This is a genomic window from Vallitalea sp., assembly GCF_025211055.1.
GTDB lineage: Bacteria > Bacillota > Clostridia > Lachnospirales > Vallitaleaceae > Vallitalea.
The window spans coordinates 12,941-32,909 of sequence record NZ_JAOARO010000101.1; the positions used below are offsets into that span (position 1 = coordinate 12,941).

A 19,969-nucleotide genomic window follows, 5' to 3' on the forward strand; every position below is an offset into this window, starting at 1 on the left:
TTGAATTAAATCATATATATATTTAAAAATCCATATTAGCATAATGAATACTTTATATATGTACTTGAAATTATCAACTCTATAAATTAAACTATAAGAAAGCAACTTCATTTCTATTAGAAAAATTATTAAAAAAGAGGTATTTATTATGCTAATTAATATACTACAGAACTGTTCCTTATTCAAAAATATACACACAGAAGATATTGAGTCTATTTTGTCTTCCATAGAGTATGATGTAATCAAATATTCAAAAGAACAGATAATCAGTACGGAAGGTGAAGAATGCAATAAAATAGGGATTGTTCTTGAGGGTAATATTGAAGTAAGGAAAATATACCCTATGGGAAAATCCATTACTGTAACACGATTAAATCCTAGTGATATCTTTGGAGAAGTTATCCTTTTTTCTAACATGAAATATTACCCTTCAACTTTAGTTGCCTGTAACTCATTAGAGGTACTTTATATCTCCAAAAAACAGATTATTGATCTTATAGAACATCAATCAATAATAATGAATAATCTTCTCAATGTACTATCCAGCAAAATACTGACACTCAATAAAAAACTCAGAAATCTTTCCTACGAAAACATGCGTCAGAAAATAGCTGATTTCCTACTCTCAGAATATAAGAAACAACAAAACCTGTATATAGAACTAAATATATCAAGAAAAGAAATGGCTGAAACATTAGGCGTTACAAGGCCATCTCTATCTAGAGAACTTGCTCTTATGAAAGATAGAGGCATCATTGACTATCATAAGAATATTATAAAAATAGGCAACCTCCAAATGCTTGAAGATTGCTTATTCTAGTTATCTATATGATCTAATCCTGTACTGATTTATCATTATTATCATGATTATAAGTATCATATCTTTTGATTTCGTCATACCCTAGATTTTTTGCATAATCCTTTAATATATCTTGGTTAATATCTTTATATAGATCCATAAATTTATTTGCTCTACTTTCACCACTAGTATTTTCAAATAAGATAAATAGTAATTTATAAAACCTGGCTAGATCACTATCATTATTATTTAAAAAACTATAAGCTTCATCAATATTACCATTATTAATTAATTCATAGAACACTTTGAAACCTGACCTATCCATATTAATATATTTATTTGTCAATGGTTCATAATCTGCATTATTATACTTATTAGTATACATAGGCATGATACTTTTTAAGCCTTTCATATTATCTTGCAGCAAATATATTCCTATCATTTTTTCTATGACAGTGTCATTTAAACAGCTTCCAATTAATCCACTATAATTCTCTATAGCATTATTATAATCATTAAGATAATAATAACTCTTAGCTATACAGTACTTCTGGTTATCAACATCTTCATCATAGTACTCTATGGCTGTTTCATAATCATTTAAATTATAATAACAATCTCCAATAGCTTCTTTTATTTCTGGTGTATGTATAGATTCATTCATAACTAGTAAATGTTCTAATGCTTTCTTATAATCAATGTTTGATTCATCATCGTTATCATCCCATTCTCTCATATACATCTTAGCTAAAGTTTTATGAATATGTAGGTTATCAGGATTTTCTTTTAACTCTTTATCATATTGTAAAACAGCTTCACCAAATTTTTTGTCAATTAATAATTTATCTCCTTCTGTCCACTCTTCACCATCAATATCAATAGTGGCAATAGATACATTAGAATAAGAACCATAATTGTCAATCCAACAATCTCGGTCATCATATCCCCCAATAATTTTCAAATAGTATTTCCCAGAATGATATAAAGCATCTATTAATGAATCTACATTAATGGTACCGTTAGAAGATGAATAGCCTATACTAAAATAACTTTCTTTTTCTTTATCTACATCAAAGTATATAGTATTCCCTCTAAATTTTGTATTTGAAAAATAATTAATATTATAAAAATCTCCTTCATCACCATTTATAAGTGATAATCCTACTTTGTAATAGTCAAAATCTAGATAATCATGACTCACCTTGAATTGAAATCTATTAGTATCTATCTTCTCTATTCCCACTTTTATAGGTGAGTATAGATTAATATTTCTTTTATATGAATTATTACCTTTCATCTCAATATCTCTATAACCCTTGTCAAATTCTATATTATGACCTTTTATTCTATTCCACGGCAAACATAGTCCCACATTATAATTACCATTTGGTACATTATGAAAAATATACTGACCTTTTTCATCTGTTACAGTAACCAAGTTCTCTCTATATACGAATCCCATCTGACTACTTACTCCATCCATTGAAGTTAAGAACACTAACATATTTTCTACTCCAGCTCCATCATTGAATATTACCCCTTGCAAAGTATTATTTGCTCTCTTTTTATTCTTGATATCCACAGATGATAATATAGTTTCATAAAGACTATCTATTATTTTAAATTTAGTATCTTTGGAATTTATATAATCCTTGTGCTTAGTTCCCCCATAATTCATTTTACCACTTAAAAAATTATAGTAATTCGTTACTATATCCCAATAAGAGTCATATTCCTCATCATGATAATCTTCAATTAAATCTAGGGCTTTATCAAAATTTCCTAATTCAATATTCATTAATGATAAATACATATTCCTCAGAGATTCATAATCTTTATCTTTGAATTGATTTTTATTAAGCATATCTAAAGCATTATTATTGTATCCAGCATACCAGTTTACTAAAGCAGTGTAGAGTGTATAATTATCAAAGTAATCATTGTCTCTATGATATTCTAACAATGTATAATAAGTATCATTTATATCTTTGATACTCTCCTCACTTACTACTCTAGTATCACCATTTACAATAGAAAATCCATCCTGTATAACAACCATTACTTTACTAAAAACTTGATGATCATTTAATATGTTTTCTAGAATCCTAATCTGCCCTAAAACACTCTTTTGATCTTGGGGATGCTCTTTTACCAACCTATTATAATAAGCATTACTAGTAGTTCCCTTGTTTATATTTCCTAATAAATAATACATATCTGGAGAATTATAGTTAATTCCTATATATCCTATAATTATAACACAAACGACTATAATTATATATTTTACCTTTATTTTTATATACTTCATAAGCTATTAACTCCCATCAATTAATAAAATAATTTATCTAGCATCTGTATTTCTATATATTCTATTTGGCTGTCTTTTAAGTTATCAGGTGTTAATCTAAATGTCTGATAAGATAAAAATACCACTGCGACGGATGCAACACTGACACCTATAATCAAGTTGTTAACAGAAATTTCAAACTTATAATTAAGGAATCTACTTAATATACTTCGTCTACTACTATTCTTTAATTTCCTAAAAACTGCGTCTTGAGACTCATAACCAAAATCTATACTCTTCAACTGACTATCCAATGTTTTTCTAACTAATCTTCTTATCCTATCATCATTCATTCACGAACACCTCCTCAAGATATCTTTTAATATTATCTCGTGCATATTTCAATCTGCTTTTAACAGCACTGTTGGTTAAATTTAATATTTCTGATATGTCCGCAACAGAGAAATTCTGATAATAGTAGAGTATGATTATTTCTCTATATTTTGGTTTTATCTTAGCCAGACAATCTGCAACTGCTATCTTGTCAATACTATAATCTTCATTATACTGAAACGCATTCTTTACATCCTCATAATTATTCCTGTTTTCTCTGCGAAACCAATTTTTTCTCCTAATCTGTCTACACTCATTGGCTAATATAGTATACAAATAATTTTTCTCACTACTATCATGCCGATAATTGTCTATGCTATAGTAAAAATTAATAAATGTCTTTTGCACCACATCTTCTGCCAGATGTTGATCCTTAACCATCATGTATGCATATCTTTTCAGCTGTGTTCCATACCTGTTCATAACATTTTTTAAATATTCTTCATTACTTAATTCAACCGTTTGTGTTTCAACACTAGTCGTTATCATTTTTTCTCCCTTAACACCTATTATTCAACACATTATTTATTGAAAGAATATAGATTCTATATTACTTTTACAATATATAGATGCACCAACTACTTTTTTGGTTGCAAAAAACCTAATTAAATTTTCAATTATGAAAAACGTAAAAAGAAGACAGCTACCGATCGCTGTCTTCTTTAAGGAGAAGGTATTTAAAAAAATAAATTTTTTGGGGGTTTATAGGTTTTTATGGGGTTTTCTTACTCTTATTATTATACATGATTCTTCAAATAATGCTTCACAAATATCTATTTTTTTTGCATTTTTTTTTGTGTATATTTTACTATATAAATTTAGTAATATACTTTTAGCTTGGAATAAGTAACAAATACCCCTCTCAAACGATAATAGTGTCTATCCTACATAACTTCACCAATTAATATTTTTATGAATATTTAGCTTTTTTTAATAATATTTAGTTTTTTCAGTTATTCCGACAAATTCTTACTTCAATTATATGTATAATATAATTACAGACTGCGAGATTTTATATTAGTTAAGGAGTGTGATAATCCTATTTTGTGAATAATGGTACAAGCATCATGAGGACTTTGTTAAGTTGTCATATATATGATATGAATTCTTGAATAGTTAGTGGTTTATATTATTTTAAAAAATTATTAGAGGAGTGTTTAATATGAAAAAATTATTTAATATTTTTATGGTACTTTTATTAGTTATGTTACCTGTATCATCTGTGCATGGAGCTAGTTCAATTACAAAGTCAAGTGTTGTTGAGCCATTAGCGAAATCATCACCTATTTACATAGTAGGACCTTATGATGAAAATTCAGATATTGGTTATGTTAAACATAATGACGAGAATGGAGACTATTACACTAGAGTTAGAGAAACAAAATTAGTTAAAGGTCCTTCAGATGATGATCCCGTTGTTGATTATAAGAGATTTGGAACTATCTATAGAACAGATAATTTCTCAGGAACATTAAATGAAACAGTTTCTTTATCCCACTCTGTTTCTATCTCGGCATCAAATACAATATCTGCGTCTGTATCTCTGGGTATAAACTCAAAAAGTTTTTCATCAAATGTTAGTATAAGTCATTCACAGTCTATTGCCAAAGCAGTAGGTAATACCGTTACAAAAAGCTATAGCAAAGGTTTTAATTATGGTTTTCCAATAGCTAATGCTCCTGCTAATTGTACTAAAGCAGAAAGAGGAGTTGGATTTCAATTCCAGATCTATCGTTCAATTATTGATGTTAAGAAATTAGTTAATGTTGATAAATATATTGATATTGTCAGAGTAAGACATGTCAATGAATGCAGTATTTGTAACGGCAGTTCAGGACAACCGATTCCTGGACATATTCATGATGGTTTTGTAGGTAACGTTTATACATTAGCAGATGGAACAGAAGAACAAATTGATGAATATTTTCTAGACTTCATGATTAAAACAGGAATAATAAATCTAGAAACAAATCAATTTAAAAAAACTGTGAAAGAGTGGAAAAAAGAGGTTGTTGTAGGGGAAGTTAAGTTACCAGTAAATGTTATGATAACAACATATTTTGATAAAGATGGTAATATTATAGACGAAGACGGAAATATTATAAATTATTAGATTTACTTTCCAATTTATGGCAGTCTGTTTTAAACCTATAAGGAAATATATTTACCGATTTTAGAATTAGTAAAATGGGGCTGAATTTACAAATAAAAAATGTATCATATAAGCCCCATTAATAATTATTTAGTTTAATCTTTCCTGTGCTAAGTCTGTAATTTCTTCTCCACCAGCCTTATACCATTTTTCAACGAATTCATCAAATCTATTAATATCTATTTCACCATTTATGATTTTATAGGAATATTCTTTGTAGAGATTGGTCATCTCATCCCAATTGGTACTATACTCCTTAGGAATTTCAAAATTAATATCTTCAGTGTAATATTTAGATGCTATATCAAGTGATTCTTGGGCAATGTCAGATAATAATGGAACTGGTGATTCCCATGAGGGTACATCAAAAAATCTGGCATACCACTCTTTACCTTTTTTAGTACGTGTAATATTCCCATAACCATCTAGTGTATAATCTCTTCCTTCAATTCCAAGTCTATCTAATAATTGCCCTTCATCAGAAGCCATAAATTCTAGTACTCTAAAAGCCAGATCTTTATGCTCACACTGATTAGATATTGCAAAACCTTTGTCCTCTCTTGTAACATCTACAGGAGCTAATCCATTACCGCTATTTCCTATAGGAGGATCAAGGGGAATCAAATCAGTTTCAATTCCTGCATTTTTAAGTTTGTTATTATAGATTTCAATGACTTTCCCTGCTGATCCTATAATCATACCGGCTTTTCCTGTATATAATTTTTCTTCCATGGAATCCCATTTAGTTACAGCATAATCTGGATCAAGTATTTTTTCTTCTACCAATTTTCGATAAAAAGCTAATTTCTCTTTTTCACACCAACTTACCTTTGAATAGATGTATTTGCCAGCTTCGTCTTTTATCCAAGTGGTAGGCATTGAAAAAGCAGCATTGAAAATATCATCGAGCCTGTCTGTATCACCTGTGACTGTTACCCCATAAGTGTCTTTTTCACCATTATGATCAAAATCACTGTTTGCAAATGCGTTTAATACAGTATAATAATCCTGAACCGTCTTAGGAATTTGTAATTCTAATTCATCTAACCAATCTTTTCTGACCACTGCCAGCTTGGGAGTGTTATATCTAATTCTTAACAGGTATGGATACGATTCTATACGTGATTTATTGTATTCTTCCATAGCTTTGCCAAATACTTTTGAATCATTAATATAATCTGTCAGATCAACCAACATACCCTGTTCGGCATATTTTTTATCAATTCCATCCCTGAACCATATGATATCAGGTATATTACCGTCAGTAATCAATTCATCTATTTTTTTAGAATAACTTCCTTGTGGAAGCTGTACTAATTCTAACTTCGCTTTTATTCCATTCTCTGATAATGATAAATTTACTTCATCAATATACTCTAAATCATCAGGATTAGATGGTATAAAATCTTTTTCTACTAGAGTCAATGTTATTATATCATCCTCTTGTGACTTTTCTACATTATCTGAATCATTATCCTCATCATTAGGCTCTACGGTTGTATTGGTAGTTTTATCTTTAGATGTTGGTTCGCTATGACTTTTGCATCCATACAACAAAACTATTATTAAACAAAAACATAATATTAGTCCTGTAATTTTTCTCTTTTTCATAAATATCCTCCTCTGCAGTTATTGTATATATTTATAGATTAACCCTATGTCCTGTCTTTCATACCTATAAATCCAAGTACAATATTTACAGCAGTGGATATTTCAATACATATTTCTATCAAGAATTTACTTTTTTATAATTTCTTTCATCACTGGGTCTATGCCATTAATAAAATCATCTAAATAATATTTTATATGAATATCAGGATATATAGAATCCTCATCGTTTTCACTATGCTTAAAATATTTGGTAGAATATTGTATTGTAATACCAGTATTAGGTAGTCTAAAAGTTTTTATTTCACCATAATGGTTTGGTTTGCCTCCAGTTGGACTACCGATAATTGTCGCATTGGTTTCTTTTTTCATAGATAGAGTATTAAGTATTGCCGATGAAAAAGTATCACCGCCAATAACTACATACAAATTATCTTTTGTATTTATAGCTTCATTTTTAGCAAGTTCATCAATTAGTGGTTCAATAATACGAGAATCTCCTCCACCATTGAATCTCATATCAAATACAAATTTCTCCACATCTTTATCCTCTATGAATGCTGATAATTCATCTATGAATTCATTTATTGGTCTTTCCTCATTATTCATACATACATTATATTGAAAATATAGTAATTTCTCTTGTGACAAGTATTCATACCAATATGGATTGTTTGTGTTTTTAATATAACTCATGTCAGCTATCTTAGGGTATTTACTCACGATAGAAACCCATTTTTCATTGCTTTGAGTGGATAAGCTCTTAAGGTCTAATGTGATTTTTTCACCTTCTGAATTCTGAAAAACATATTTACTTCCTTTTATATCTTTGATATATCCATATTCATATAAGAAGTCAGCATTTATAAGATAATTTAGAGTGCTTTTCAATAATTGCACCTCATTATCCCTAGAGATCATGTCTTCCATCTTTTCAATAATATTTTCTACTGGTTCATTACCTATCTGTACCAATTTGGTTCCTAATATCTCTTTATACTCTTCTGTGGTATTAGTAACAACTATCCCATCTTCAAACATCATAAATTTCAATGGGAAATATCTTACATTCATATTCTCTATAACAGTAGTGTGTCCATCACCAATTTTTGCAACTAAGCTTTTTAAGCCTATAACTCTTCCTATATTATTCAAATCAGGTATTTTTTCCAACAATAGGTTAGTTTCTTTCTTGAACTCACTTTTACTTATAGTATGATAAAGGTTCTTATGTTTTGATTTTAAATTCTTAGCCAGATATGAGATATCTTCTCTCCATAATTCAACAATATGGTCATCAGTACTATTATCACTTAAAATATTGATATCTATCTTAGGGGTACTACCTTCTGCATTATCATTTGGCATTTTTATAAAAAGAACTGCTATCATAATTACAGCTAAAACTACTAGAACTATAAACTCTTTATTATTTTTCCTCATTATTATTCCCCCTATCTTAAACTATCTACGAAATACATACATTTATCCATTACACCTTTTACAAAACTACTTAAATCAGGCACTTTGCTATATATATAATCCTTCATGAGCTGAGTATCCTCTACTATCTTTCTCACAAATTCTCCTTTTCCACTTTCGGAATAGAAACCAACTTTTGCATTGATTTCCTTACCTATGGCTACCTTTGCTTTTGCATATCCACCATAAGCAAATTCTTTAGCTATGGCTGTTCCCCCTATTGATATGTAGTTGGAAAAAGCCGCTCCTCCTATAGCAAATAATCCAGCTACAGCAAGCCCTATGATTGTTTATCTGTATTACCGGAGTTCCTAGAATCGTTTTCTCGGATACATACTGATATTTAGTAAAGAGATTCACTCCCATATTTTCTGCAAATTCTTCAGCTACTTGTTCCGGTCTCCCAACAGCTTATATGGATCTGATTCGTTTAGTTCTAATGCCTTTTCCTCCATCATTATATACAAATCATTTCTTATCCTTTTCTTATAACTATTACTGCAATCTATTCTTCTTAAAACTTTGTTAACATATCTTTTATGCACCTTATTCATTTATATCACCTTCTATACCAAGAATTTTATTAGTTATAAAAACAAAGTTATTCCATTCTTTTAGATAATCATTAATCTGATTTATCCCCTTATCAGTTATCTTATAATATTTTCTTGTAATTTTTCTTTTTCCTTCCTCGTGGAACATATAACTCTCAATGAAATCAATATCTTCAAGCCTATATAATACAGGATATAGAGAACCTTCTTTCAATGAATAGAATCCATTGCTGTTTTGTTCTAATTGCTGTATGATTTCATATCCATACATTTCCTTTTTGCTTATCAATCTTAAGATAATAATTTCTAATGTTCCTTTCTTAAGTTGTTTTTTTATTCTCTCCAAATCTTTCATCCCTTTAAAACTAAGTATTTAGTATTACTAAGTATATGTTAATACAAATTATATATTGTGTCAAGATAATATTTAGCAAAAAAAGAGTATACCAGATCTATCTGATACACTCTTATCCACGCAATATAAATATCTCTATTATTGTGACTCAACTTTCTGTATTAATTTCTTCTTTTAGATAATCCTTTCCAAAAGTATATATTTTTTCGGTAATAGTAAAATCTTCATCTGCTATTTTTTCTAATGTTGATATCCCTTTACCTTGTTCAAATGTTGTTCTGGCTTTCTTAAAATAATATTCGTCATTATCCTCAGTTATTACTGTTTCCGTTATAACAGTAGTATCAGTGACATCAATTATTGCCGTTTTGGCTTTTGCACCATAATACCATTCATGTTCCCATGCATTACCCACTTCAATAGGTGTTTTCAACAAATAGAATTCTCGGTTGTCAAGATAAACAGGTGAACCTTTATGGCTTAACTTAATTCCATCATCAGTTATTTGAAAATCTTTTGTGAATGTAGAATCATGACCACTCTCTCCATCACTAAGGTCATCTTCTTCACCTTCAATAATGATATGTTTGACATTATCTTCTGTGTAACACTTGGTTATTGCTTCACTTCTACCATAATCCAATGTTCCGTTATATATCCATCCAAAGCCTATTTCATCTGGAAAAATTTTATCTAAAGTAATTTTATCTTCTACTATATCTTTTTCATCATTATCCTCATTAACAACAATACTTTTACTTGATTCATTTGATCTGTATACATTTACATCTAATTTATCTTTTTTATTAAATGGACTGCATCCAGTTATTAATACTGCTAATATTACTAAAAACATAATTATCTTTCTCATTAATGTTTCTCCTCACCTTTTACCTAATTATAATTGTCTTAATGAGTATATCATAAAAATGTTTAGAAATTATTACTATATAATTAATAATAATTAAATTAACTCAAATATATCATTAATACTAACCTCTAAGTCTTCAAAGTGGTAAGACTTAAGTATATCACCTGGTTTATATGAATAGAATTCCTCTATTTGAAATTTATCAAACCCATATACTAATACATCTTTTTTCTTGGGATCAATTACCCAAAATTCTTTTACCCCTGATAACATATAAGTATTTAATTTATCTACCATATCTCTAGACCTTGTACTTGGAGATAAAATCTCTACTACAAGTGTAGGTGTTCCCATATAACGCCCTCTTTCGTTAACTGTATCTTCTGTATCACAAGCAATTAACAAGTCAGGCTGCATAATATCTGGTTCCTTGAAATCAATTTTATTGAAATGTACATCAAATGGTGCATAGAATACTTTGCACTTCTTACCTTTTAAAAAACTTCTTAATATAACATAAAGATTACCTGATATTTCTTGATGAAATGTACTAGGAGAACCTAAAATGATAATCTCTCCATTAATAAACTCCATTCTCAATTCACTTTTTTCATATATTTCCATAAATTCTTCATATGATACCTTCTTACCTCCATATTGATAGTCCACTGCTTCTTCTCTTACAGTATAATATCGTTCGATATCAGTAATATATGGAGTTAGTCTTGCTGCTTTTTTTCCATTTTTGGTTATAACTATCTCATTGTCATCAATTGCATAATCTAAGTATTTCCCTAGATTATTCTTAAGCTCTGTTGCTGTAATTGTTTTCTTTAGATTATTATATTCCATTATTATCACCCCATACGATAATTATATAATATCGTACGATTAATGTCAATATTAAAATATATTATACGATTAGTTGTACGTTTTATGTTTCTTATAAAACAAAAACCATATATGATTACTTAGCAAGGTATACTACTAGGTAAACAATATATGGTTTATATAATCACATTGTTACACTGTAACTACTTCATCATATTCTACACCAAATGTATCTACAGTAACTTTTTTTATTATCTGTGGTTCATAAGGTTTATCTTGATAATCTCTATCAACACTTACTATTTTATCAGCCTCTTCTATACCAGAAACCACTTTACCGAATGCTGCATATTGACCATCTAAATGTGGTGCATCTGCAACCATTAGGAAAAATTGTGAACCAGCTGAATTAGGATTAGCTGATCTAGCCATAGATATTACACCTTTTGTATGTTTTAGATCATTAGTGAATCTATTCATGTTGAATTCACCTTTTATTGAATATCCTGGGCCACCCATTCCAGTACCTTCTGGACATCCACCTTGAATCATAAAACCAGGGATTACTCTATGAAAAGTAAGTCCATCATAAAATCCTTTTTTAACTAATGAAATAAAGTTATTAACTGTGTTTGGTGCTATATTAGGATATAATTCTATTTCAATCTTATTACCATTTTCAATTTCCATTGTAACTATAGGGTTTTTATTCTCCATTATTATCACCTTTCATAAATATTTTTATCATTTTTATTGTTTCCATTATATTGTAATCTATAATGAAGAATTCTTCAATAATTTTCTATCTACCTCTATTTAGATATTATAGTTCCCTTTCCTCCCATAACTGCTTCTTTCAATTCCTCTGGGCATGTAATTATAGCTTTATTTCCACCATTCTCAAGAAAATTTATACAAGCATTAATCTTAGGAAGCATACTTCCTGGAGCAAAATGTCCCTCACCTCGTAGTTTCTTTATTTTGTCTATATCCACATTATGAAGTTTTTCTTCATTCTCTTTACCAAAATTAATGCATACATTAGGTACTGCAGTAGATATAATGAATATGTCAGCATTAAGTTCACCAGCTAATAAGCTTGACGCATTATCTTTATCTATTACAGCATTAACACCTATCAAATTATCTTCTTCATCTCTTATAACAGGTATTCCACCGCCACCTACAGCTATAACTGTAACAGCTTTTTCTATTAACAATTCTATTGAATCTTGTTCTATAATATTTATTGGCATAGGTGATGGCACAACTCTTCTGTATCCTCTTCCTGAATCATTTATCAATATCCAATCTGGATGCTCTTCTTTTATTTTGTCTATCTTGTCTTCACTATAGAATGAACCAATTGGTTTAGAAGGGTTGGAAAAAGCTTTGTCGTTTTTATCAACCTCAACTTGACTTACGACAGTAGTAGCCTTTTTCTTGATTCCTCTTTTATGAAATTCATTCTGTAATGCTTGTTGTATTTGATATCCTATGGCACCTTGTGTATCTGCATCACAATTAACCAAAGGTACAAGATGCATATCATCAGTTTCATGAGCTATTTCTGAACGTCTCATGATAAATCCAACTTGCGGACCATTCCCATGTGTTACAATTACTTCATATCCTTCTTCAATTACATCAACTATATGTTTCACTGTTTCACAAACTGCTACGTATTGATCATCAACTGATTTCTTTTTATCTTTGATTAAAGAATTACCCCCAATAGCTATTACAGCTAACTTACTCATAACACCTTTCCTCCAATCAAGTTTAAATTGTTATTACACTCTTTGCTTCCATCATGGTTGATGAAATCTCCTCCATATTACTTATCCTACCAACCATAATCTTATCTTTTAATTCATAGAAGTTAATACATGTTCCACATGCCAACAGTTCAACTCCTGATTCACTTAATCCCGTAAGTACATCAAGAACTGTAGAACCTTTTGCTGTAAGTTTCACACCAGCATTATAGAACAATATTGCTTCAGGTTTTTCATTTCTAGCCCAGATTTTCTTTAGAAAAGCCCCCATTAACTTTTCTCCTAAAATTCTATCTCCATGACCAAATACATCATTATTAATAACTATAACTCTTTCCATTTTTATCACTCCTATAATTTTTATCATCATATTATAACATAAATCCATGAATATTTTTTTATATTTATAGAAGTAATTCTGAAAAAGTGTTGCACCAAGTCCAGATATTAAAGCAACTACTCCATCTCCTTCTATATTTCAAAGTCATCTATTATTTGAAGAAAATACATTGGATAGTGTAGTTCTACATTTTATTCTTCAACCAATTGCTGATAATTAAATATTTATATTTATAAACCTTGTAGTATCTATTCTCCAAACATCACTATAATTAAGATGAGTTGGTATACTACAATGTTTTCTATTATTAGCTTTCCATATATTTTCAGCTTTTTACCTGTTTTCCTTAACAATTCTTAATTGGTTAATCAATTCAGGTATAACTTTGTGGACATCACCAACTATTCCTAAATCGGCTACTTCAAATATTGGTGCCTCCGAGTCTTTATTTATTGCAATAATGAAATCTGATTCTTCCATACCTGCTAGATGCTGAATAGCTCCTGATATCCCACATGCAAAATATAAACCAGGTCTAACAGTTTTACCTGTTTGACCTACTTGATGGTCTTTATTAATCCAACCAGCGTCAACAACCGCCCTAGATGCAGATACCTGTCCTTTTAATTCTTTGGCTAATTCTTTTAATATGGTGAAATTGTCAGCTTTACCAATTCCTCTTCCTCCAGATACAAGTACGTTAGCATCTTCAATATTGATTTTTTCTTTTTCTTCTTTGACTACTTCAAGGATTTTATAGGTCATGTCACATTCGTTAATGTCAATATTGTATTGTTCTACTTCTCCTTCTCTTTTAGTATCTTTTTCTAACTTTTGCATTACCCCTGGTCTAACTGTTGACATCTGGGGTCTATAATTAGGGCATATGATTGTTGCTAATATATTGCCGCCAAAAGCAGGCCTTGTCATAAGAAGATTATTATTTTCTTCATCAATCTCTAGAGATGTACAATCTGCTGTAAGTCCTGTATGTATTCTAGCTGATATTCTTGGTGCAAGATCCCTTCCTATTGCTGTTGCACCAAATAAAACAATTTCAGGCTTTCTATCATTTATGATTGTACTTATAGCTTTTGTATAAGGTTCTGTCATATATACTTCAAAAGCCTTATTATCTGCATAAATAACTTTATCTGCTCCATAATAGATTAGTTCTTCTGTTTTATCCATCATATTATATCCAATTAATACCCCTGTCAACTTTTTGCCTAGATTATCTGCTAATTCTCTTCCTTTTCCAAGAAGCTCCAGAGAAACTTTGTTTATCGTTCCTTCTCTTTGTTCTACGAAGACTATTACGCCTTTATATTCATTAATATTCATCCATATACCTCCTTTCCCTGAGGGTCAAATAATGTATTTTTCTTGTAGTTTCTTAATAATTATGCTTGCCGCTTCTTCATTATCTACTACAAATACTTTTCCTGCAGTTTTAGCTCCCTTTGTAAATGATTTTTTTACTTTGGTAGGTGAACCCTTAAGTCCAATAGTAGATCGGTCATCTATATCTAAATCATCTAATTTCCATATTTTTATTTCTTTTTCTCTATATGCATCAATTATTCCTCTAACTGACATATATCTTGGTTTATTCATTTCACTTAATGTAGTAATCAAACATGGCATTTTGACTTCTATTATATGATACCCATCTTCAAAAGCTCTTTTTAGTATTAGTTTGTCATCTTTCTTCATGAGATTCTCAACATAGCTAACATGAGGTATCTTAAGATGTTCAGCAATCTGAGGTCCAACTTGAGCTGTATCTCCATCAATAGCTTGACGTCCTGCAATTATTAGATCATAATCAAGCTTTTCTAATGCTTTTGATATTGTAGTTGATGTTGCCCAAGTATCAGCACCTGCAAAGGCTCTATCACTTAATAATATTCCTTCATCTGCTCCCATTGCCAAAGCTTCTCTAATAGCATTTTTAGCTTGTTGAGGTCCCATTGTTATTACTGTTACAATACCACCGTATTTGTCTTTTAATGTTAGAGCAGCTTCTAATCCTCTTTTATCATCGGGATTGATAATACTTGGTATCCCATCCCTAATGAGCGTTCCTGTTTCTGGATTAATCTTTACTTCTGTTGTGTCAGGAACTTGTTTTATACAAACAACTATATTCATTATCTGACCTCCTTATTTTAGCAAACCAGTTGCTATTACCATTTTCTGAACTTCGGAAGTTCCTTCGTATATTTCTGTTATCTTAGCATCTCTCATCATTCTTTCTACTGGGTATTCTCTTGTATAACCGTAACCACCATGAAGCTGTACAGCTTTTGTGGTGACTTCCATTGCTGTTTCTGCCGCAAATAATTTAGCCATAGCTGCATGAGAACTATAAGGTTCATCGTTATCTTTTGCTCTTGCAGCTCTATAGACAAGTAATCTTGCAGCATCCACTTTTGTCTGCATATCGGCAATGGTAAATTGTGTATTCTGGAATTTTGATAAAGCTCTTTTGAATTGTTTTCTTTCTTTGACGTATTTTATAGTTTCATCAAGAGCACCTTGAGCTATTCCAAGTGCTTGTGCTGCTATACCTATACGTCCTCCATCAAGGGTTTTCATTGCTATACCAAAACCTTTGTTCAATCTTCCTAGTAAGTTTTGTTTTGGAACTTTACAATCCCTGAATATTAGTTCACAAGTTGCTGAACCTTTTATTCCCATTTTTGATTCTTTTTTACCTATACTGAATCCTTCATAGTCTTTTTCTACAATAAAAGCAGATATGCCTCTTGTTCCTAGACTTTTATCAGTCATTGCCATGATTATATAAATATCCGCATGTCCTGAGTTAGTAATAAATATTTTTGAACCGTTTAATATGTAATAATCATCTTCAAATCTTGCTGTGGTTTGTTGTGCAGAAGCATCTGTTCCTGCATTAGGTTCAGTAAGTCCAAAGGCACCTAGCAATTTACCTTCTGCTAATGGTTTTAGGTATTTTTCTTTTTGTTCTTTTGTGCCAAATTTATATATGGGCCAAGCACATAAGGAAGTATGAGCGGATACAATTACTCCTGTAGTTGCACAAGCTTTTGATAATTCTTCTACTGCCATAGCATAGGCTAGGTTATCTCCTCCGCTTCCACCTACCTCTTTTGGGAATGGGATACCGAGCATCCCGTATCTAGCAAGTTTTTTTACTGTTTCTACTGGAAATCTTTCTTCTTCATCTACTTCCCTTGCCAGAGGTTTTACTTCCTTTTCTGTAAACTCTCTATACATTTTTTGCAGCATTTCATATTCATTAGAAATAGAAAAATCCATGTAATGGTTCCTCCTTATTGTAGTATATATTATCTTTGTATTCTTAATTATATGATAAATCCTATCGAAAAAAAAAGCATCTAGTTAGATGTTTTTTTATGGATAGTTAAGTTTTTTTTATTATCGCTTTATTAATTGAATTAAATTTGTTAGGAGGCTATTTATTTGTATTAGGGATGGTGAAAACTGTCTTAATTTATAGGATGGGGAGTGTAATGGTTTTTAGTTGGATTCGGTAGTTGTTTAGTCGTTTAGTCAGACCTATTTGGTCTAGGTATTCTAGGAGGATTATTGTTTGTTTTCTTCCTATCTGTAGAGTATCTCTTACTTGCCTTACTGTTATTTTATCGTATTGGGTGAAGAGGGTGTTAATAAGGTGTAGTAGGTCATCATAATTTGCTCTATGGATGTAGGTGGTTTGGTTTAGTTTTATTATTTTATTTATTTGTTGGAGGAACTTTAGTTGGTTTTGTAGTTGGTTAGTTCTAATACTAGGTTGTAGGGTTTTTGTTATGTTAAAGCCTTGTAAGTGAGTTTTTAGTATTTGTTGTTCTAGTTTGTTTATTTGATTGTTTTTATATATTTGGGTTATTCTTTGCTGTTTATTTATAATGATCGAATCATCTGTGATGTTCAATATATTATTTTTTTTATATAGGTTTATTAGGGTATCAAATTGGTCTTTGTTCCAATCTGGAAAGGTTTTTGTTCTTAGTGTTTCATTGTTTATTGAGATAGTGTATTTGTTGTTTTGGTAGTATTCTTTTATTGATTCAATTATTAGTTCTTTTAGGTAGGTATATGTTTTGTTACTTATATAGTATTTGTTCGTTAGTTTTATTATCTTTTGTTGTTTTAGTAGGTTGGATAGTGATTGGTAGATTGTTTGTCGGTTGATGTATAGAGCTTTGAATATTTTATCTACGGTAAAAAGTTGATGGTTAGTTTGTAATAGATTGAGGATTATATTGGTTGAGTTGGCTTGTTCCAGTAACGTGAAGTAATGTAGTGTTTGAGTTTGTAAGTGGGATAATCTAGGTGATTTGTGAGATAGTATTCTGCCTCCTCCAATAGTGATTACTGGAGTTAGTGAGCGTATTATGAATTTGTCTCCAAACACAGCTGTTACTGGTTTTTCTAGCCTTATTCTTGCGTAGGCTTTTTTATTTTTTTCTATGTGGTCTTGTTGAATTAGTTTTAATTTTCCCATTACTTCTGTTGTTCCTATGTGTATTCTGACTTTTTGGTTGTGTTTTATTGTGTAATTGTCCATTAAATTATAGATTACGGTATCTATAGAGAGTGTAGGGGATAATTCCTCTGGCTTCCCTATTACATCACCACGATTTATTGATGATTTTTCTACTTTGGTTAGATTTAATGCACATCTTTGACCTGCGTAGGCTTTATTCATCTCTGAGCCATGTACTTGTATTCCTCTTACTTTTGAGTTTATTTTATCTGGGAGTATTTCGATTAGATCATTTTTGGTTATTTTGCCACCTGTTATGGTTCCTGTTACTACTGTTCCATGGCCTTTTATGGTGAATACTCTATCTATAGGCATTCTGAATAGTTCGTCATTTCTTGTTTTATTTATTGTTTTGGATTGGTTTAATATAATGTTTTTAAGATTGTTTATACCAATATTTAGTTTGGAGGATACTTGACAGATAGGTGAGTCTTTTAATGAGGTTTCTTTTATGTGAGCTTTTATTTTTGTTATTTTATTGTGGAGGTTTTCATTATTCATTAAGTCTATTTTTGTGATAACTATGATTATATTGGTTATGTCTAGCATAGAGAGTATGTTAATGTGTTCAATGGTCTGTGGCATGATACCTTCGTCTGCTGCGATGATTAGTAGTGCCATATCCATTCCAGTTGCACCTGAGACCATTGTTTTTATTAATTTTTCATGGCCTGGTACATCTACTATTGAGAAAATCTTTTCATCTAAATATAAAGGGGCAAATCCAAGTTCAATGGTCATCCCTCTTTTTTTTTCTTCTTTCAGTCTGTCTGTATCACATCCTGTTAGTGCTTTTACTAATTCTGTTTTACCGTGATCTACATGTCCTGCTGTTCCTATAATTAAATGTTTCATAATTTTCACCTTATATTATATTATTTATGTTATGTATTACATAAAACAAATGATGGGTCATTTGATGTAATGTACTTATTTTAAATGTATATATTTACATATATAATAATAACATTATTTTATGATACCATAGAATACTTTATAATTCACCTATCAACTATATAATAAATGACATATGCATTGGTGTAATATTACAGGAGATAATGATTATAATATAATTGCAATTCATTGACATTTGGGTTGTAATTTGTTAAGTTATTATTATACAATTATAATACAAAGGAGTGATAGTGTTATGCCAGAGAATGATTATTACATAAGGCAGAGGGATAAACTTTCTAAATCAATAGAAAAATTCTTGAAACCAATTACACCTGAATTAATTGACATGTTCGGTAATAAAGAAGCTAGTGCAGTTAAGCTAAAAGTCAAAAATGAGTATGATAAACTAATACCACAATTCCCTTATATTGGCGGTGATGACAACAAATTGACATCTAATCTTGTTAAAGCAAGTTGGGGACTAGCCTTGTATAGAGTATTAAAAGAATATGACATCGAATTATATGATATTGGAAAATTAATCTATTTATCGTTGACTAGACATTTTAACAAAATACCTAGGTTCATAAGAAAAATCATGGGTAAAAAAATGTTTTCCAAATCAAAAGTAAGAAAAATGAAAAGAAGAGCCTTTTTATCCAGAAAGAAAAAGTATACTTATGATTGGGTATGGGAAGTTAATGATGGTGATGGTATCAATTATGACCTTGCAATAGATTATACTGAATGTGGTATAGTTAAATTTTGTCATGATCAAGATGCTGACGAATTAGTACCTTATCTATGTAATTTGGATTATGTTATTTTTAAAGCACTTGGAATTGAGCTTCATCGTACTAAGACATTAGGTTGTGGCTGTGATTGCTGTAATTTTAGATTCATTAAAAATGGTACTCCTAGAGAACCATGGCCACCATTTTTTGTTAATTGTGATTATGATACAAATAGTAAAATTAATAAAACAACAAATTAAAATAATTTTGAGTAAAAAAACAAAGGTGAATGCTATACCAATTAAAAACAATTAGTAATAACATTCACCT

20 protein-coding genes are annotated in these 19,969 nt (G+C 30.1%); 3 read left to right on the plus strand and 17 right to left on the minus strand.

Features of this window, described 5'->3' with window-relative positions; all coding sequences use genetic code 11:
- Nucleotides 1-148: 148 nt before the first annotated feature.
- The gene (locus N4A55_RS16965) at nucleotides 149-820 is read left to right on the plus strand and encodes a Crp/Fnr family transcriptional regulator (protein WP_293758598.1); all 672 of its coding nucleotides are present in this window, start codon (nucleotides 149-151) and stop codon (nucleotides 818-820) included.
- 13 nt (nucleotides 821-833) lie between these two features.
- Here N4A55_RS16965 and N4A55_RS16710 read toward each other — a convergent pair whose 3' ends face one another.
- From N4A55_RS16710 to N4A55_RS16720, 3 genes are read right to left on the minus strand one after another with little or no spacing between them, the layout of a single operon-like run.
- The gene (locus tag N4A55_RS16710) at nucleotides 834-3,107 is read right to left on the minus strand and encodes a carboxypeptidase-like regulatory domain-containing protein (protein ID WP_293758601.1); all 2,274 of its coding nucleotides are present in this window, start codon (nucleotides 3,105-3,107) and stop codon (nucleotides 834-836) included.
- Between the two features lie 20 nt (nucleotides 3,108-3,127).
- Nucleotides 3,128-3,439 (minus strand): hypothetical protein, encoded by a 312-nt coding sequence (locus tag N4A55_RS16715; RefSeq protein ID WP_293758603.1) that lies wholly within the window; start codon nucleotides 3,437-3,439, stop codon nucleotides 3,128-3,130.
- Nucleotides 3,432-3,968: an RNA polymerase sigma factor gene (locus N4A55_RS16720; protein WP_293758605.1), complete on the minus strand. Its 537-nt coding sequence runs from the start codon at nucleotides 3,966-3,968 to the stop codon at nucleotides 3,432-3,434. Before N4A55_RS16720 ends, N4A55_RS16715 begins: the two co-directional genes overlap by 8 nt.
- Nucleotides 3,969-4,641: 673 nt before the next feature.
- Here N4A55_RS16720 and N4A55_RS16725 point away from each other — a divergent pair.
- On the plus strand, nucleotides 4,642-5,592 hold the full coding sequence (locus N4A55_RS16725; RefSeq protein ID WP_293758608.1) for a hypothetical protein: 951 nt from the start codon (nucleotides 4,642-4,644) through the stop codon (nucleotides 5,590-5,592).
- Between the two features lie 129 nt (nucleotides 5,593-5,721).
- Here the strand turns inward: N4A55_RS16725 and N4A55_RS16730 are convergent, their stop codons facing one another.
- The 14 genes from N4A55_RS16730 to selB form a co-directional block, all read right to left on the minus strand.
- A complete protein-coding gene (locus N4A55_RS16730) occupies nucleotides 5,722-7,242 on the minus strand; it encodes an extracellular solute-binding protein (protein ID WP_293758611.1) in 1,521 nt (506 codons plus the stop codon).
- Nucleotides 7,243-7,368: 126 nt separating this feature from the next.
- Nucleotides 7,369-8,682 carry a S41 family peptidase gene (locus N4A55_RS16735; RefSeq protein WP_293758614.1) on the minus strand — a complete coding sequence of 438 codons (1,314 nt, stop codon included), beginning with the start codon at nucleotides 8,680-8,682 and terminating at the stop codon, nucleotides 7,369-7,371.
- 11 nt (nucleotides 8,683-8,693) lie between these two features.
- The gene (locus N4A55_RS16740) at nucleotides 8,694-8,819 is read right to left on the minus strand and encodes a hypothetical protein (protein WP_293758617.1); all 126 of its coding nucleotides are present in this window, start codon (nucleotides 8,817-8,819) and stop codon (nucleotides 8,694-8,696) included.
- A 288-nt stretch (nucleotides 8,820-9,107) separates the two neighbouring features.
- Complete coding sequence (locus N4A55_RS16745; RefSeq protein ID WP_293758620.1) at nucleotides 9,108-9,275, minus strand: hypothetical protein; 168 nt, start codon at nucleotides 9,273-9,275, stop codon at nucleotides 9,108-9,110.
- A complete protein-coding gene (locus N4A55_RS16750; protein ID WP_293758622.1) occupies nucleotides 9,268-9,621 on the minus strand; it encodes a PadR family transcriptional regulator in 354 nt (117 codons plus the stop codon). Before N4A55_RS16750 ends, N4A55_RS16745 begins: the two co-directional genes overlap by 8 nt.
- Before the next feature lie 157 nt (nucleotides 9,622-9,778).
- Nucleotides 9,779-10,501 carry a hypothetical protein gene (locus N4A55_RS16755; protein WP_293758625.1) on the minus strand — a complete coding sequence of 241 codons (723 nt, stop codon included), beginning with the start codon at nucleotides 10,499-10,501 and terminating at the stop codon, nucleotides 9,779-9,781.
- A gap of 93 nt (nucleotides 10,502-10,594) precedes the next feature.
- A complete protein-coding gene (locus tag N4A55_RS16760) occupies nucleotides 10,595-11,353 on the minus strand; it encodes a type II toxin-antitoxin system prevent-host-death family antitoxin (RefSeq protein ID WP_293758628.1) in 759 nt (252 codons plus the stop codon).
- A 171-nt stretch (nucleotides 11,354-11,524) separates the two neighbouring features.
- Entirely contained in the window at nucleotides 11,525-12,049 is a 525-nt protein-coding gene (locus tag N4A55_RS16765) for a peptidylprolyl isomerase (protein ID WP_212690798.1), read from the minus strand.
- 95 nt (nucleotides 12,050-12,144) lie between these two features.
- The gene (arcC, locus tag N4A55_RS16770; RefSeq protein ID WP_293758633.1) at nucleotides 12,145-13,092 is read right to left on the minus strand and encodes a carbamate kinase; all 948 of its coding nucleotides are present in this window, start codon (nucleotides 13,090-13,092) and stop codon (nucleotides 12,145-12,147) included.
- Nucleotides 13,093-13,114: 22 nt separating this feature from the next.
- Nucleotides 13,115-13,450: a sulfurtransferase-like selenium metabolism protein YedF gene (gene yedF, locus N4A55_RS16775; RefSeq protein ID WP_293758635.1), complete on the minus strand. Its 336-nt coding sequence runs from the start codon at nucleotides 13,448-13,450 to the stop codon at nucleotides 13,115-13,117.
- A 333-nt stretch (nucleotides 13,451-13,783) separates the two neighbouring features.
- Entirely contained in the window at nucleotides 13,784-14,794 is a 1,011-nt protein-coding gene (locus tag N4A55_RS16780; RefSeq protein ID WP_293758637.1) for an electron transfer flavoprotein subunit alpha/FixB family protein, read from the minus strand.
- Between the two features lie 24 nt (nucleotides 14,795-14,818).
- A complete protein-coding gene (locus N4A55_RS16785; protein WP_293758638.1) occupies nucleotides 14,819-15,604 on the minus strand; it encodes an electron transfer flavoprotein subunit beta/FixA family protein in 786 nt (261 codons plus the stop codon).
- Nucleotides 15,605-15,616: 12 nt separating this feature from the next.
- Complete coding sequence (locus N4A55_RS16790) at nucleotides 15,617-16,756, minus strand: acyl-CoA dehydrogenase (protein ID WP_293758640.1); 1,140 nt, start codon at nucleotides 16,754-16,756, stop codon at nucleotides 15,617-15,619.
- Nucleotides 16,757-16,952: 196 nt separating this feature from the next.
- Complete coding sequence (selB, locus tag N4A55_RS16795; RefSeq protein WP_293758642.1) at nucleotides 16,953-18,863, minus strand: selenocysteine-specific translation elongation factor; 1,911 nt, start codon at nucleotides 18,861-18,863, stop codon at nucleotides 16,953-16,955.
- Between the two features lie 295 nt (nucleotides 18,864-19,158).
- On the opposite strand from selB, the gene N4A55_RS16800 reads away from it, so the two are divergent.
- Nucleotides 19,159-19,899 carry an L-2-amino-thiazoline-4-carboxylic acid hydrolase gene (locus tag N4A55_RS16800; RefSeq protein ID WP_293758644.1) on the plus strand — a complete coding sequence of 247 codons (741 nt, stop codon included), beginning with the start codon at nucleotides 19,159-19,161 and terminating at the stop codon, nucleotides 19,897-19,899.
- Nucleotides 19,900-19,969 lie beyond the last annotated feature (70 nt).